This window comes from Rhizobium leguminosarum bv. trifolii WSM2297 (assembly GCF_000271845.1).
On the sequence record NZ_JH719393.1, the window covers coordinates 985,348 to 998,760 of the forward strand.

Annotated in this window: 12 protein-coding genes; 1 reads left to right on the forward strand and 11 read right to left on the reverse strand. The window is 60.8% G+C overall.

Annotated elements, in window-relative coordinates; all coding sequences use genetic code 11:
• Positions 1-176 precede the first annotated feature (176 nt).
• The 7 genes from RLEG4DRAFT_RS08350 to RLEG4DRAFT_RS40010 form a co-directional block, all read right to left on the reverse strand.
• Positions 177-1,238: an ABC transporter ATP-binding protein gene (locus RLEG4DRAFT_RS08350; protein ID WP_003576899.1), complete on the reverse strand. Its 1,062-nt coding sequence runs from the start codon at positions 1,236-1,238 to the stop codon at positions 177-179.
• A gap of 22 nt (positions 1,239-1,260) precedes the next feature.
• A complete protein-coding gene (locus tag RLEG4DRAFT_RS08355) occupies positions 1,261-2,115 on the reverse strand; it encodes a sugar phosphate isomerase/epimerase family protein (protein ID WP_003576901.1) in 855 nt (284 codons plus the stop codon).
• Between the two features lie 46 nt (positions 2,116-2,161).
• A complete protein-coding gene (locus tag RLEG4DRAFT_RS08360; RefSeq protein ID WP_003576903.1) occupies positions 2,162-3,400 on the reverse strand; it encodes an ROK family transcriptional regulator in 1,239 nt (412 codons plus the stop codon).
• A 42-nt stretch (positions 3,401-3,442) separates the two neighbouring features.
• Positions 3,443-4,285 carry a carbohydrate ABC transporter permease gene (locus RLEG4DRAFT_RS08365; RefSeq protein ID WP_003576905.1) on the reverse strand — a complete coding sequence of 281 codons (843 nt, stop codon included), beginning with the start codon at positions 4,283-4,285 and terminating at the stop codon, positions 3,443-3,445.
• On the reverse strand, positions 4,282-5,211 hold the full coding sequence (locus RLEG4DRAFT_RS08370; protein ID WP_003576907.1) for a carbohydrate ABC transporter permease: 930 nt from the start codon (positions 5,209-5,211) through the stop codon (positions 4,282-4,284). The genes RLEG4DRAFT_RS08365 and RLEG4DRAFT_RS08370 overlap by 4 nt, the downstream gene beginning before the upstream one ends.
• 316 nt (positions 5,212-5,527) lie before the next feature.
• Positions 5,528-6,826 carry a hypothetical protein gene (locus RLEG4DRAFT_RS08375; RefSeq protein WP_003576909.1) on the reverse strand — a complete coding sequence of 433 codons (1,299 nt, stop codon included), beginning with the start codon at positions 6,824-6,826 and terminating at the stop codon, positions 5,528-5,530.
• An 86-nt stretch (positions 6,827-6,912) separates the two neighbouring features.
• Complete coding sequence (locus RLEG4DRAFT_RS40010) at positions 6,913-7,209, reverse strand: hypothetical protein (protein ID WP_125869625.1); 297 nt, start codon at positions 7,207-7,209, stop codon at positions 6,913-6,915.
• Here RLEG4DRAFT_RS40010 and RLEG4DRAFT_RS08380 point away from each other — a divergent pair.
• Positions 7,196-8,242, forward strand: coding sequence for a Gfo/Idh/MocA family protein (locus RLEG4DRAFT_RS08380; RefSeq protein ID WP_003576911.1), 1,047 nt, complete (start codon positions 7,196-7,198; stop codon positions 8,240-8,242). The genes RLEG4DRAFT_RS40010 and RLEG4DRAFT_RS08380 overlap by 14 nt on opposite strands.
• 106 nt (positions 8,243-8,348) lie before the next feature.
• On the opposite strand, the gene RLEG4DRAFT_RS08385 is transcribed toward RLEG4DRAFT_RS08380, so the two are convergent.
• The 4 genes from RLEG4DRAFT_RS08385 to RLEG4DRAFT_RS08400 all read right to left on the reverse strand — a co-directional run bounded on the left by RLEG4DRAFT_RS08385 (position 8,349) and on the right by RLEG4DRAFT_RS08400 (position 13,044).
• Positions 8,349-9,488: an ROK family transcriptional regulator gene (locus tag RLEG4DRAFT_RS08385; protein ID WP_003576912.1), complete on the reverse strand. Its 1,140-nt coding sequence runs from the start codon at positions 9,486-9,488 to the stop codon at positions 8,349-8,351.
• A 199-nt stretch (positions 9,489-9,687) separates the two neighbouring features.
• Positions 9,688-9,873, reverse strand: a complete 186-nt coding sequence (locus tag RLEG4DRAFT_RS42445) for a hypothetical protein (protein WP_003576913.1) — start codon at positions 9,871-9,873, stop codon at positions 9,688-9,690.
• A gap of 231 nt (positions 9,874-10,104) precedes the next feature.
• The gene (locus RLEG4DRAFT_RS08395; protein WP_003576915.1) at positions 10,105-10,665 is read right to left on the reverse strand and encodes a GNAT family N-acetyltransferase; all 561 of its coding nucleotides are present in this window, start codon (positions 10,663-10,665) and stop codon (positions 10,105-10,107) included.
• Positions 10,666-10,686: 21 nt separating this feature from the next.
• The gene (locus RLEG4DRAFT_RS08400; RefSeq protein ID WP_003576917.1) at positions 10,687-13,044 is read right to left on the reverse strand and encodes an Orn/Lys/Arg decarboxylase N-terminal domain-containing protein; all 2,358 of its coding nucleotides are present in this window, start codon (positions 13,042-13,044) and stop codon (positions 10,687-10,689) included.
• Positions 13,045-13,413 lie beyond the last annotated feature (369 nt).

The following is a 13,413-nucleotide window of genomic DNA, read 5'->3' on the forward strand; positions in this document are numbered from 1 at the left end:
TTCTCTAATGGTGGCCAAGAATTTTAAGGTTAACGCATATTAACCTTTTCGGTGCTCGCTCAGGCACTTGGCTGGATCGACATGAAGTCGCGAAAGACTTGTGCTTTCGGGGCCGGAGGCGCGGGCAACGCGCCTCCGGCCGCCGCCCGGCCGAAGGGGAGGGGCAATCGGCCGGTTTAGTTCAGAGGCGCTTCGCCTGTCGTGATCCGCTGCTCGTCGGCGCCGAACAGGTGGACGGTATCGTGGATCGGCGCGATCTTCAGTACCTCGCCGGGGGCGGCCCTGATCCGCTCCCGGAAGACGCAGGTGAGGGTCTGCGTGCCCAGCCGGACAATGACGAGTGTTTCCGAACCCGTCGGCTCGACCACGACGGTCGTTACGTCGATGCCGTCGGGGTCGAGGCTTATATGTTCGGGACGAATGCCATAGGTTACCGCATCGCTTGGGCGGCGCTCGCTCGGCAGCAACAGCCCGTCGGCAGTTTTAAACCCGCCTTCCGTCATGCTGCCCCGGATGAAGTTCATCGCCGGCGATCCGATGAAGCCGGCGACGAAAAGGTTGTTCGGCCGATCGTAGAGTTCCAGCGGCGAGCCCGACTGCTCGATCAGGCCGTCTTTCATGACGACAATTTTGTCGGCCATGGTCATGGCTTCGATCTGGTCATGGGTGACGTAGATGGTGGTCGTCTGCAGCCGCTGATGCAGTTCCTTGATCTCGGAGCGCATCTGCACCCTGAGCTTGGCATCGAGGTTCGACAGAGGCTCGTCGAACAGGAAGACGGCGGGATCGCGCACGATCGCCCGGCCCATGGCGACGCGCTGCCTCTGGCCGCCCGACAGCTGCTTCGGATACCTTTCCAGCAGGGTCTCGAGACCGAGGATCTTGGCGGCATTGCCGACCCGCTGGTCGATCTCCGTTCTCGGCATGCGCTTCAGCCGCAACGAGAAGCCCATATTCTTGGCAACGGTCATGTGCGGATAAAGCGCGTAATTCTGGAACACCATGGCGATGTCGCGATCCTTCGGCGCAAGCTCGTTGACGATATGCTTGCCGATCTGGATCTGGCCGGAGGTGATGCCTTCGAGGCCGGCGATCATCCGCAGCAACGTGGATTTCCCGCAGCCCGAGGGGCCGACCAGCACGACGAACTCGCCGTCGCCGATGTCGACCGATACGCCTTTGATGGCTTTGAACGCGCCGTAATCCTTGCGCGCATTGTTGACCGAAACATGGGCCATAACAGTCCTCCCGAAATCGCTGTCAAAGTCCGCCGAGGACCGTTTTGAGATAATCGAGGCCGAGACGCTCGCCCTCCCTGCGCGCGGTCAGATCCTTGCCTGGCCAGCCATAGGCGGCGTCCTCATGCTCGATCGACAGCGTGCCGTTGAAACCGTGTCCGCGCGCCTGGCGCAGCAACCGAGGCCAATCGATGAGGCCTTGCCCCGGCAGCTTGTATTGCCACCAGCCCTTGCCGTGATAGCCGACAGCCTGCAGGACCTCCGCATCGATTGCCGTGTCCTTGGCGTGCAGGATGGCGATGCGATCCTTCACCGCCTCCATCGCCTGATAAGGATCGACGCCGATGCGGATGAGGTGCGAGGGATCAAATTCCAGGCCGAAACGGCGATCTTCGATCCTGCGGAAAAGCTCCTGCCATCCCCTTGGCGTCGTTCCGATGAAATTGTCCTTCGGCCCCGGCCAGTTCTCGATTGCAAAGGTGAGGTGGGACGATTGCGTCGCCGCGATCAGTCCGTTCGCGAAGTCGGCGAAGTCGTCATAATTGGCGTCGTCGCTGGCACTCTCGTCCCGGCCCGGGAAGATCACGAAGATCGGGACGCCGGCCTCGCCGATGGCGCCGGCAAAGTCCGCCGTCCTTGCCCGTAACTCCCGGCGCCGGTCGCGGTCGGCATCGAGCTGATTGCCGAAATAGGTGATCGACGACACGAAGAGGTTGCGGCTGCGCGCGAGTGCGACGGCGGCCTCCACCTTGTCGGGCGTTTTGATGTGGCCGCCGACATCGATTTCGATGGCGTCGAAACCGGCCGATGCGGCGAAGTCGACCACTTCCTCCAGCGGGCGATCATTGAATGTCGAGGTGTAAAAGCCGATCTTCACCAAAATCCTCCGATCTTCACCAAAATCCCGGGCCTTGCCGGCCGTATCAGCTGTTCAGTCGATCCATATTCTTGAGGGGCGAACGTGTGCGTTGAGCAGCATCAGCCGATGCGAGCATAAGGGCCGCCGCCATCGGCATGGCCGCCGCCCCCATCGCCGAGGCATCCTCGCCGAGCGATGCGCGATGAAGCGACGGAAGGTTCGGGTCCTCGGCATCGAGATGTTCGTGCACATAGCGCAGCAATTCGTCGACGACGCGGATCGGCAGCCGGCCGCCGACGAGGACGGCGTCGGGATCGACGACCAGGCCGATATGCTTGACGGCGACGGCCAGATGCGCGCTCATTTCCTTCAGCCACTGCGAAACCAAGCGCCTGCCATGCGCATCGAGCGTCAGCAGATCGTGCGGGACACTCACCTTGACGTCGTGCCGCGCCAGAAAATCATAAAGGGAAAACAGCGAGAATATCTCGCCGAGAAGCTGGACCTTCTGGGCCTTCCCGTCGCTGCTGTCGGCAATCGGAAGCCAGCCGATCTCGCCGCTGAGGCCCATGGCGCCACGGTGACCATTGCCATCCAGCACGAGGCCGCCGCCGGGGCAGGCATTGATGGCGATATAGAAGAAGCTGCTGCTTTCGGCGCCGAGGCCATAATCGAGCTCGGCAAGAGCTGCGGCATTGGCTTCGTTTTCGATGAAGACAGGATGCTGCGTCAGGTTTTCCAGCGCCGCGCGCACATCGAATTCCGTCCATTCCTGGTAGGCCTTGGGTTTGCCGAGCAGCGAAATCTCCCCAAGCCAATCCGGCATCGCCAGACCGATGCCTGCGAGCCGTGCATCGTCGATCAGCCGGCTGCGCTGGAAATGCGAGATCGCATCTGATGTCAGCTGCATGAATTCCGTGGGCAGGATGAAGCGCTTTTCATGATGCACGCGGGCGCGGACATTGCCGACGGCGTCGACCGCCAGGATCGTCAGGTGGTCGCGATCGATGTTTATGCCGATCGCAAAACAGGCATCCGGATTGATCTCGAGTTCGATCGCCGGCTGACCTCTCAGCCCATGCCGCCGGCGGGCCTCCATGATCAGCCCCTCGTCCAGCAGCCGATCGACGATGCGGGCGATTGCCGGTTTGGTAAAACCCGTCTGCCGGGCGATTTCGGCGCGTGAAATCGGTGCGTGGCGATGGATGCAGCGCAAGACGACCGCCCTGTTGTGCTCGCCTGCATCTTCGACATTGGCGCCCGTCAGATCCGGGGACAGCCTGGCGCCGAGTGTCTGGTTCATGGGGTCGAATCCTTCATCAAGCATGGAGATTGAAACCGGCCCTCATCCCTTCACCGCGCCGCTGGTCATCGCCCCGAGGATCAACCGCTGGAGCGACAGGAAGGCGACGATCGCCGGAACCACGGAGATCAGGCAGGCGGCGGCGAGAAGCTGAATGGACGAGTCGGTCTGCATGCCGCGGAAGTTAAAGATTCCGACGCCGATCGGCATTAGGTCATTTTTGGTGAGCAGCAGGAAAGGCACCAGGAATTGCGACCAGCCGGCAATCACCGTGATGATGAAGACCGAGGCGATGCCGGGTGCCGACAAGGGCAGAACAATACGCCAGAAGACCGAAAACCGGTTGCAGCCGTCGATCATGGCGGCTTCGTCGAGGCTGCGGGGGATGCCGTCGACCGTGCTCTTCAACAGCCAGGTGGCGAGCGGAACTCCAAGGGCGATATAAACCATGACGACGGCAAAATGCGTGTCCAGCAAGCCGAGCCGGTTCATGTAGCGATAGAGCGGCACCATGATGACGAGCGGCGAGATCATCTGGAAAAGCAGGAGCCCCATCATCGACAGGCCCTTGCCGCGAAAGTTGAAGCGGGAAAAGGCGTAAGCCGCGGGCAACGCAACGATCAACACGCCCAATCCGCTGAGGGCGGCAAGTTTGAGGCCGTTCCAGAGATAGATCGGAAAGTAGCTGTTGTTGAGCACGGTGATGAAATTGTCGATGGTCGGGTTTTGCGGAATGTAGCGGGCCGCGCCGCGATAGATCTCGCGCTTGTCACGCATTGCCATGGACAGCAGATAGGTGAGGGGGCCGGCGAAGAAGATGAACATGACCAGCATGAAGAGATAGCTCAGGGCATCGCCGAGCCGGGTTCCGGTCCGTCCGCTCATTGCTCTTCCTCCTTCGGCAGGAACGACGCGTAGACGAAAGCAAGCCCGAGGCTGATGATCAGCATCAGCACGGAAAGCACGCTGCCGCCGGATAGATCGTAGTTTCTGAAGACGATGTTGAAGACGTAGAGTGAGATCACCTCGGTCGCGCGTCCCGGCCCGCCGCCGGTCAGGGTGATGATCGCGTCGAAGGTATTCACCGTCTGAATGGTGATCAGGATCATGTTGACGAGGATTGCGGCGCGCAACTGCGGCAGCGTCACGAAGAAGAACTGCTGCGATGCGGTTGCGCCATCGACTTCGGCCGCTTCATAGAGCGAGGGATCGATCGACTTCAGCGCCGCATACATCACCACCATCGAAAAGGCAGTGCCGCGCCATATGTTGGAGATCAGCGTCGACCATGGCGCGATCGCCGGATCTGAAAGCCAGGCAACGGTGGGCATATGCATTAGCCTGAGAATACTGTTCAGCGCGCCGTAGGGCGCTTCGGAAAACAGCATTTGCCAGATGATGCCGCCGGCAATGCCGGGCACGACCCAGGCGATGAGCGCTGTTGTCCTGAGGATGGTGGTGCCGAACAGGCCGCGCTTTTCGCCGCGGATGACGGTGACGGCGACCGCCAGGCCGAGGATCTGCTGGCCGATGACGCTGCCGCCGACGAAGATCAGCGTCGCCCATAAAATGTCCGGCAGCTGCGGCGAGCTCAAGGCATTGACGATCGAGCCCAGCGTATATTGCTGATTGTCGCCGATCAGCGTCGCATTGGTGAAGGATAGCCGGAAAACGTCGATGACGGGGTAGAGGTAGAAGATGCCGATGACGACGATCACAGGCATGATCCAGGGCAGGGGCGCCCCGGCGAAACGGCGCATGAACGATCTGCTTTGAGGCGGGCTGTCAGCCTCGATGGCAATAGGGCTCATTGGGCTTCCCTGTCCGGGTTTGGCAATGTCGACGACGCCTGCAGGCAGGCGCTGTCGTGGTTGGGAGCGTCACAGACGCCGGGTATTCGAGCGCCGCTAATGCTGATGGCTGCCCCTCACCCTAACCCTCTCCCCGTTCTGACGGGGAGAGGGGACGTGCCCCACGAGGCGTTGGCAAGGGACGGAGAGGTTGCGTCTTGTCCCTTCTCCTCGCGAGCGGGGGTCTGAAGGACGGGTCGAGACCCGTGGCTCGCCCCCCGGGGTGGCGGCAGCCGGATGAGGGGCTGGCCACGATCTCCGGGGCTCAGCCGCTGCACTACAGCCGCTTGTAAGCCTCCATCGCCGCGTTGAAGGCGGCATCCAGGGCTTCCTCCGGCTTCTTGGTGCCCGACAGCACGTCGCCCATCATGATCTGGATCTGGTTGGAGATCTCAGGATAGATCGGCACGCCGGGGCGGGCCTGTCCGTCGACCAGAGCCTTGGCGAAGGTCTTGTTGGCTTCGGTCGAGAACACCTCATACTTGTCGAACAGCGATTTGCGGGTCGGCAGTTGCTGCTGCAGCGCATTTGCCGGGCCCATATAAACCTCGCGTGCGAGGTTGGCGCACATCTCGACCTTCTCCTTGTCCTTGCTGAAGGAGGCGATCGTCCAGCCGCCGGTGCCTGTCGAGCGCTGATCGGCCGTCGGACCGGGGATCGGCGAGAAGGTCCAGTTTTTGAAATCGCCTTCGTCGAGTGTCGACTTCAGCTGCGCATATTGCCAGTTGCCGCCGATGAAGAGGGCTGTCGTCGCCGCGGCTGCCGCAGCGTTCATGTCGTCGTAATTGGCGATCGTGCTGACGCGCTTGGGGGCCGCGCCGGAATCGACGAGATCCTTGAAATAATTCAGCGCCTTCAGGAATTTCTCCTTGTTCTCGCCTTCGCCGAACACCGGCTTGCCGGAATCATCGACGAGCTTGCCGCCGAGCGCCCAGTAGTTGGCGAGCCAGTCGAAGGTCGTTCCTTCCCAGCGCCCGCCGTTGAAGAGCACGCCTTCCATACCCTCCTTGGTGGAGGCGAGAGCGGCCTTCTTCAGATCGTCCCAAGTCTGCGGTGCATCGGCGACGACCGACTTGTTGCGGTAGAGCACGCGAAGGTCGGTATCCCACCACCAGGCGCGCACCGTCTGGTCCTTGTCGGTGATGCCGCTACGAATGAAGGGGAAGAGGTCGTCCACTTCTTCCTTCGAGAAATAGGGCGTGAAGTCGGCCAGCACTTTGTTGACCATGAACTGCGATAGCACGAAGGAGTCGACAGCGGCGCAATCCGGCGCGTTGCCGGCCTTGGCCTGCTCCAGCATCTTGGCCTGTTCGGTGCCGATGTCGGACGACATAAACTGCATCTGCAATTTCCAGTCCGGATGCTTCTTGATGAAATCGACGAAGAGCTTCTGGTAGCCCTCGGCGATTTTCGGATCGGAATTGTTCGGGCTGTCGTTCGTCAGGCGGACGATCAGCGTTTTCGGCGCATCGGCAGTGCCGATCCGGTCTTTGGTGGCAAGTTCCTGGGCAAAAATAGCGGATGCTGAAAATAAGATTGTGCTCAGCGCCAATGCGCTGACGGTCGCGCTCTTCATGATGGGTCTCCTCCCCATTTTGAACGAATACAGCCAGGCGGTCAGTTGACCTCTCCTCATTTCCGTGCTGCATTAATTAGATTAAGTTACTTTGATTTGATGTCAAGCCACAGCTTGGAAGGCGAGAAGCCTGGGAGGTTGAGATGCTGGCGACATTCAACAGCAGCTAGTGCACGGCTGCCGAAAATCGAGTCGATTTTCGCGTCCGTACGCCGGATTGAAGTGATGGAGCATCCCACCGGATGCGCGGCGTAGAACCGGTAATTTTCTGGAGAAGAGCACGAGCGATCGCGGACAGCCGCGATGGCTGGAAGCGGGTTTTTGCCCGGCTGCAGCGGCGGCCGGAAACATAATGCTATGGAGGAGAAGATGCGCTTACTCATTCTCGGCACCGGCGGAATGGCCAACCAGCACGCCACGAAATTCAAGGCGATCGAAGGTGTCAGCGTTGTCGGCGGCGTCGATGTCGTGCCCGAAAGGCTGGCTGCCTTCTGCACCGAACATGGCATCGCCAATCATTTCGCCTCGCTCGAAGAGGCGCTTGCCTGGGGCGAGTTCGATGCGGTCGCCAATGTCACGCCCGACAGCATCCACCATCCAACGACGCTTCAGGCGATTGCCGCCGGCAAGCATGTCTTCTGCGAAAAGCCGCTTGCCACCGATGCGGTCAAGGCGATGGAGATGACCGAGGCGATCGAACGCTCAGGCAAGGTCGGCATGGTCAATTTTACCTATCGCAATTCGCCCGCGTTGCAGAAAGGCCGGCAGATGGTGCTTGCCGGCGAGATCGGCGCGGTGCGCCATGTCGAGGCCTCGCATCTGCAAAGCTGGCTGGTCGGACGCCATTGGGGCGACTGGAAGAGCGAAAGCAAATGGCTGTGGCGGCTGAGCAGGAAGCATGGCTCGAACGGCGCGCTCGGCGATATCGGCATTCATATCGTCGATTTCGCCTCCTATGGTTCCGGCCTCGATGTCGCCCATGTCTTTGCGCGGCTGAAGACTTTCGACAAAGCGCCCGGGCATAAGATCGGCGAATACGATCTCGATGCCAATGACAGCTTCACGATGAATGTCGATTTCGCCAATGGCGCGATCGGCACGATCCAGGCCACCCGCACGGCCGCCGGTCAGATGGATCAGCTGCGCCTCAGGGTCTATGGCGAGACCGGCTCGATCGAGATGATCTACGATACCGGACAATCGACGTTGCGCGCCTGTCTCGGCGACGACGTGCACACGGCGACCTGGCGCGACGTGCCCTTCGATCCCGTCGAAACCAACTACCAGCGTTTCGTCCAGGCGGTGCGGGCCGGCAGGACGCAGGAACCGTCGTTCCGCCGCGCCGCCAATATCCAGAAGGTCCTGGACAAGGCGCTGGCCTCCGATCTCAGCCACGCCGACGAAGCGCTAAGCTAGAGCAATTCCAGGAAAAGTGCGAAGCGGTTTTCCGTCCGGAATTGCGTAAAAACAAAAGTTGAAAGAGGTTCGGCGCTTCCGTGAAAACCTGAACCGCTTTAAGCCATCAGGCTGAAGCCGGCGGCAGCAGCAGCGTGTTGAGAAAGGGCAGGAGGGCAGCACCGAGCGCCACACCGCCGCCGCTGAAGCTTGCCGGCCGCATCGGCGAAATCCAGGGTGTCAGCAAGGGTCTGGTCGAGGTGTCGCGCCGTTCGATGGAGAGTTGGTGGATCAGGGCTTCGATGACGCTCTGCGGCAGGTCGCCGCCGATCAGCACGACGCTCGGGGCAAGGAAACCGGCCATGGCAATGATCGGATCGAGCAGATGGCCGGCTGCCTCGCGTATCCATTGCGACAGGGATGGTGAGGCGACCTCCTGGCCTTGCAGCAGGCACGCGAATTCGTCGTCGCCGATCCGCGACCGCAAGGCCTCGAAACCAACGACGGTGTTCAGTTGGACATTGTCGGGGCCGGTCAGCATCTCGCCGATGCTGCCCGCCCGCCCATGGACGCCGGAATAGGGAATGCCCCGAACGAGGAAGCCCGCCTGAACGTCGTCATCGATGATGATCATCGCCAGTCCGCCTTCCCGCTTGGAACTGCCGATCGTGCGTTCGGCGAGAAGGCCTGCCGTACACTCGTTCTCGACATAGGGACGCGCGATCGTCGACGTTGCAGCGATCTGATCGCTTTGATCGTCCGTCCAGTCGTTGGCGGCAATGCCGAGCCCGATGATCGGCAATGTCGCGTGGCGATCGACCATGTCCCTGACGGCCGCATGCACCAGCTTGACCTTGTCTGCTGGATCCAGGCCGAAATAGACCCGGTCATGCACCTGGCCGCTGAGATCGATGAGTACCATCTCGCCGCGCCTCTGGCGAAGCTTGACCCCGACCGAGAAGGCGCCCTCCGGCCTCAGCGCGAATTCGGTGGCGGTTGCGCCACCCCCGACCCCATTGCGACGGTTTGACGTCACAAGCTTTTCTTCCGCCAACCGCCGCAGAATATTCGTAATGCCGGGCCCGGTCAGTCCGCTATGTCGGCCAAGCTCGGTGCGGGTCAGCGGTCCATGCCGGCGGATCGCTTCCAGGATGACGCGAATATTCCGGTCGGCGATTTCACCCGATCTGAGACCGACTGTTTTGGCGCGCGGGGCGCCCGTGTCCTGGGTTTGAAGCCGCCGCGGCCCTGATCGAAGATACCGCATGGCCGTCTTTCCTAGAGCACATCTCGGTGTGTACTTCATCCGCGGGCTCTGGGAAAGCCGGGCGTGGCAGCCGCTTTTCAGGCTGGACATATCAATGGGGATCGGGCCATCACCGCGGTGACGAAGCGCGGCGGGGCGAATGCCGCAAATGCCGACAGATCTGAACTGCACGGCAATCGGAGCTTGATTCTATCGATCGTCAATAACTGCAAGGACGATCGTTGCCGAAGCCATCACGGCAGGCAGGTCTGAGCGCATAGTCGGCGCCGGTATATCCAACCGAGCCGGTTTGCACTGAGTCATATGAGCTCGTCGTGCACGATGACGACACGGCAACCGCGACGACTGCTGTGACTGCTATCAACAATTTGCGAATCTGAAGCATCCCCACCCTCCCGATCGCTCGCCGGGGCCAGCGATTTCAGCATTCATGGCCGGGCAGATAGGGCCGGTGCTGCATCGGTAAACCGTTATCGCCGATCAAGATTCCGTGTTTCCTTGAAGTCTTGTCGCGGGCTTTGATTGCGGAACGTTGGGTTGCGATGCACCGAACCTTCCGCCAGGGCTATAACGCAATCCACCCTCGGAGAAGTTGCCGGTCTCAATCCCCTTGAATTCAGCGGGTGGAGAGCGGCGGCGGTGGCGGTGGGGTTGTCGAGCCGGAGGCGAGTGAGCGCTGAACCATCACGCTGTCCGCCCAACGGTCGTAACGATAGGCGACTCCCGGCAACAGCCCGACGCGAACGAAGCCGAAGCGTTCGTGCAGGGCGAGCGATGCAACGTTGTCGGCGGCGATATAGCCGATCATCTGCCGGAAACCGGCCGCCGCGCAGGCGTCGATCAGCCCGCGCATGAGCAGGCTCCCGATGCCCTGGCCGATATGGTCGTGATGCACATAGATCGAATGCTTGACGGTGTAGCGGTAAGCCGGGCGTTTGCGGAACAACACCACATAGGCATATCCCACGACCTTTTCACCCTCGATCGCAACGACATGCGGAAAGCGGCGGTCTTTCAAATTTTTGCGCCGCTGCCTCAGTTCGTCCGGTTGTCGCGTGTCGCTGTCGTCCACCCCAACATCGATGCCGCGACGAATATGGCGGTGATAGATCGCCAACATGGCATCGACGTCGGTTTCGCGGGACGGGCGGATGACGATCGTTTTGTCCTGCTTCATGACTGACCTGAGTTTCCCAGCCTATTCCGCAACGACGTAGGTATAAAGGCTGACGCGGCCCGATGCATCGATCTCGCGATAGACCCCTTGAATTTCCACCTCAAAGCCCGGGAAGGTGTTGAAGCAGGTTTCAAACATCTTGAGATAGTCGATCATCGGCTTTGCCCTTTCCGTCAAGCGTTCGCCCGGCACGATGGTGGCGATACCCGGAGGATAGACCACGAACGGCGTTGTTGCGATGCGGCCGGCAATGGCGTCTATCGGCAGATACTCCACATCGTTGCGCACCAGGCAACGTGCGGCATCGTGGGGCGAGAGCGCGATCGGCGGCAGATGCTCAGGGGAAAACTGCTTGGTCTGCAGCGCGCTGACATCGGCCTGGCGGAAGAAGCTGTGCATTTCTCTGCAGAGATCGCGAAGCCGCACGCCCGCATAGCGGCCTGGCCGGCGACGAAAGAATTCCGGGACTGCCTCTTCCAGCAGCGCATTGTCGTCATGGAGCTTTTTGAAGGCGACGAGGCCGCTGATCAAGGTGCCGGCTTTACTTGCCTCCACGCCGGGGGTGAGGAGGAACAGCAGCGAATTGAGGTCGTTCTTTTCCGCAACGATCCGGTTTTCGCGCAGATATTGCGCCACCACGGGTGCCGGAATTCCATGCTCGGTGTATTTGCCGCTTGCCCGGTCGAAGCCCGGCGTGAGCAAGGTGAGCTTGTTCGGATCGGTCATGGCAAAGCCCGGCTCCATTGCGGAAAAGCCGTGCCATGCCGCATCAGGTGTCAGCTGCCAGAAGGCGGGATTGGTGGCGAGCTGATCGGTGGCGATGCTCTCCCACGCCACGTTGTGCGCCGCGCCGGGGCCGGACACATCCGGGATCGCAACCCGGTCCGGCACGAATGGCTCGAAGAACCAGCGACGCTCGGGACGGTGCTCCTTCTCCTCGAATTCGCGGCGCACGGCACGGATCTTCTTGCGCAGCTCGATGCCGAGGCGGATCGTGTCGTCCCACAGCACTTCGCCCGAGCGGCCCTTCATCATCTGCGCTCCGACGTCGAGCGAAGCAAACAGCGGATAGAAGGGCGAAGTCGAGGCGTGCTGCATGAAGCTTTCATTGAATCGCCGGTGCTCCACCCGGCGTTTCTGGCCGGTGATATGCCGGTCCTTCATGTGGATCTGTGAGGCCTGCGAGAAGCTTGCAAGCTGCTTATGGGTGGATTGCGTGGCGATGATGCCCGGCGCGTCAGGGCCGAGGTCGGAAAGGCCCATGGCGAAACGCCCGGCATAGAGCGGATGAAATTTCATGAAGCCCGCCCAGGCCTCATCGAAGAGAATGTAGTCGCACAGATGTCCGATGCGCTTGAGGATCATCTCCGCATTGTGAATGGTGCCGTCATAGGTGCACTGTTCCACGACCGCGACGCGGAACGGGCGTGGCTTCTTGTAGGCCTCGGGGTCTTTCACCAGCGGATGGGTGCGGATGCGTTCCCGCAGGGCTTCCTCGTCCATGGCCGCAAAATCGATGGGACCGATCAGCCCGTAAGCGTTGCGTGCGGTCGGCAGGTAAACCGGAATTCCTCCGGAGATCATCAACGCGCCGTGATGAGCGGCCTTGTGGTTGTTGCGGTCGAACAGCACGAGATCGCCATCGGTGACGAGCGCGGAAAGCGCGACCTTGTTGGAGGTGGACGTGCCGTTGAGGACGAAATAGGTCTTCTCGGCGCCGAAAATCTTGGCGGCTTCCTTCTGTGCAGCGAGCGCAGGTCCCTCGTGGGTCAGCAGGTCGCCGAGATCAAGGACCGAATTGTCGAGATCGTCTCGGAATACCGCTTCCCCAAGATGCTCCATGAACACCCGGCCGATGGGGCTCCGGCTGTAAAAGATACCGCCATTGTGCCCCGGGCAGGTCCAGAGGTGGTTGCCCTCCTCGGCATAATCGACCAGCGCGCCGAAAAACGGCGTCTTCAGCGTCTCTGCATATTGTTTCAGTCGGCTGATAAGGCTCTTGGCGATGAAGGCGGGCGTTTCTTCGGAAAGGAAGACATAGCCGTCGATGAAATCGAGGACCTCAACCGGCACATCCTCGAAGCGCTTGCGACGGATCAGCAGGATGATCGGAAACTCGAGACCGCGCCGACGCATCAGGTTGATGAGTGAGGCGGTCTTGCCTTCGAGCCCCTTTTTACCCCAGTCAACCAGCATGCAGCCGATGGCGGCGTCCGTCTGCACGGCAATCTCCGCATCTTCGAGATTGCGTGCGCGCACCACCTCAAAGCCGGAGCGTTCGATCTCCTCGACGATCTGGCGGTAGCGGGCACCCTCCAGATCCTCGTTGTCAAAGGTCGGCGTTGCGAACAGAAAGTTGAAACGTCTGAAATAATCCATCTGGGTATCCGCTTTTGATTTGGCACGAGGTGTCGACGCATTTCATGACATGCTTGTGACAGAGTTAGGGTGAGCGAAACCCCTGCATAGAATGGCATTGCCATTCATCTCGTCTGATCATCGACCGTGATGCCCTGGTTTAGCATCGGCAGGACCCGCGAGGAGGGGCCGGCGCCCTTCGACGTCTTCATCCGTAGTCAGCGTTAGTCGTTTGAATCGCTGACGAGGCGGCGCTGCCTGGAATTATTGCCGAACCGGCATTGCGGCTGATGGTTGCCTATTGAGAAGCTGAGCGAGCGGAAGAGGGAGAGGAGGGAAGGGGGATTTTCCGGCGGGTTTGGAGGTTGGAGAAAGTTCCGGCCGGCTCGT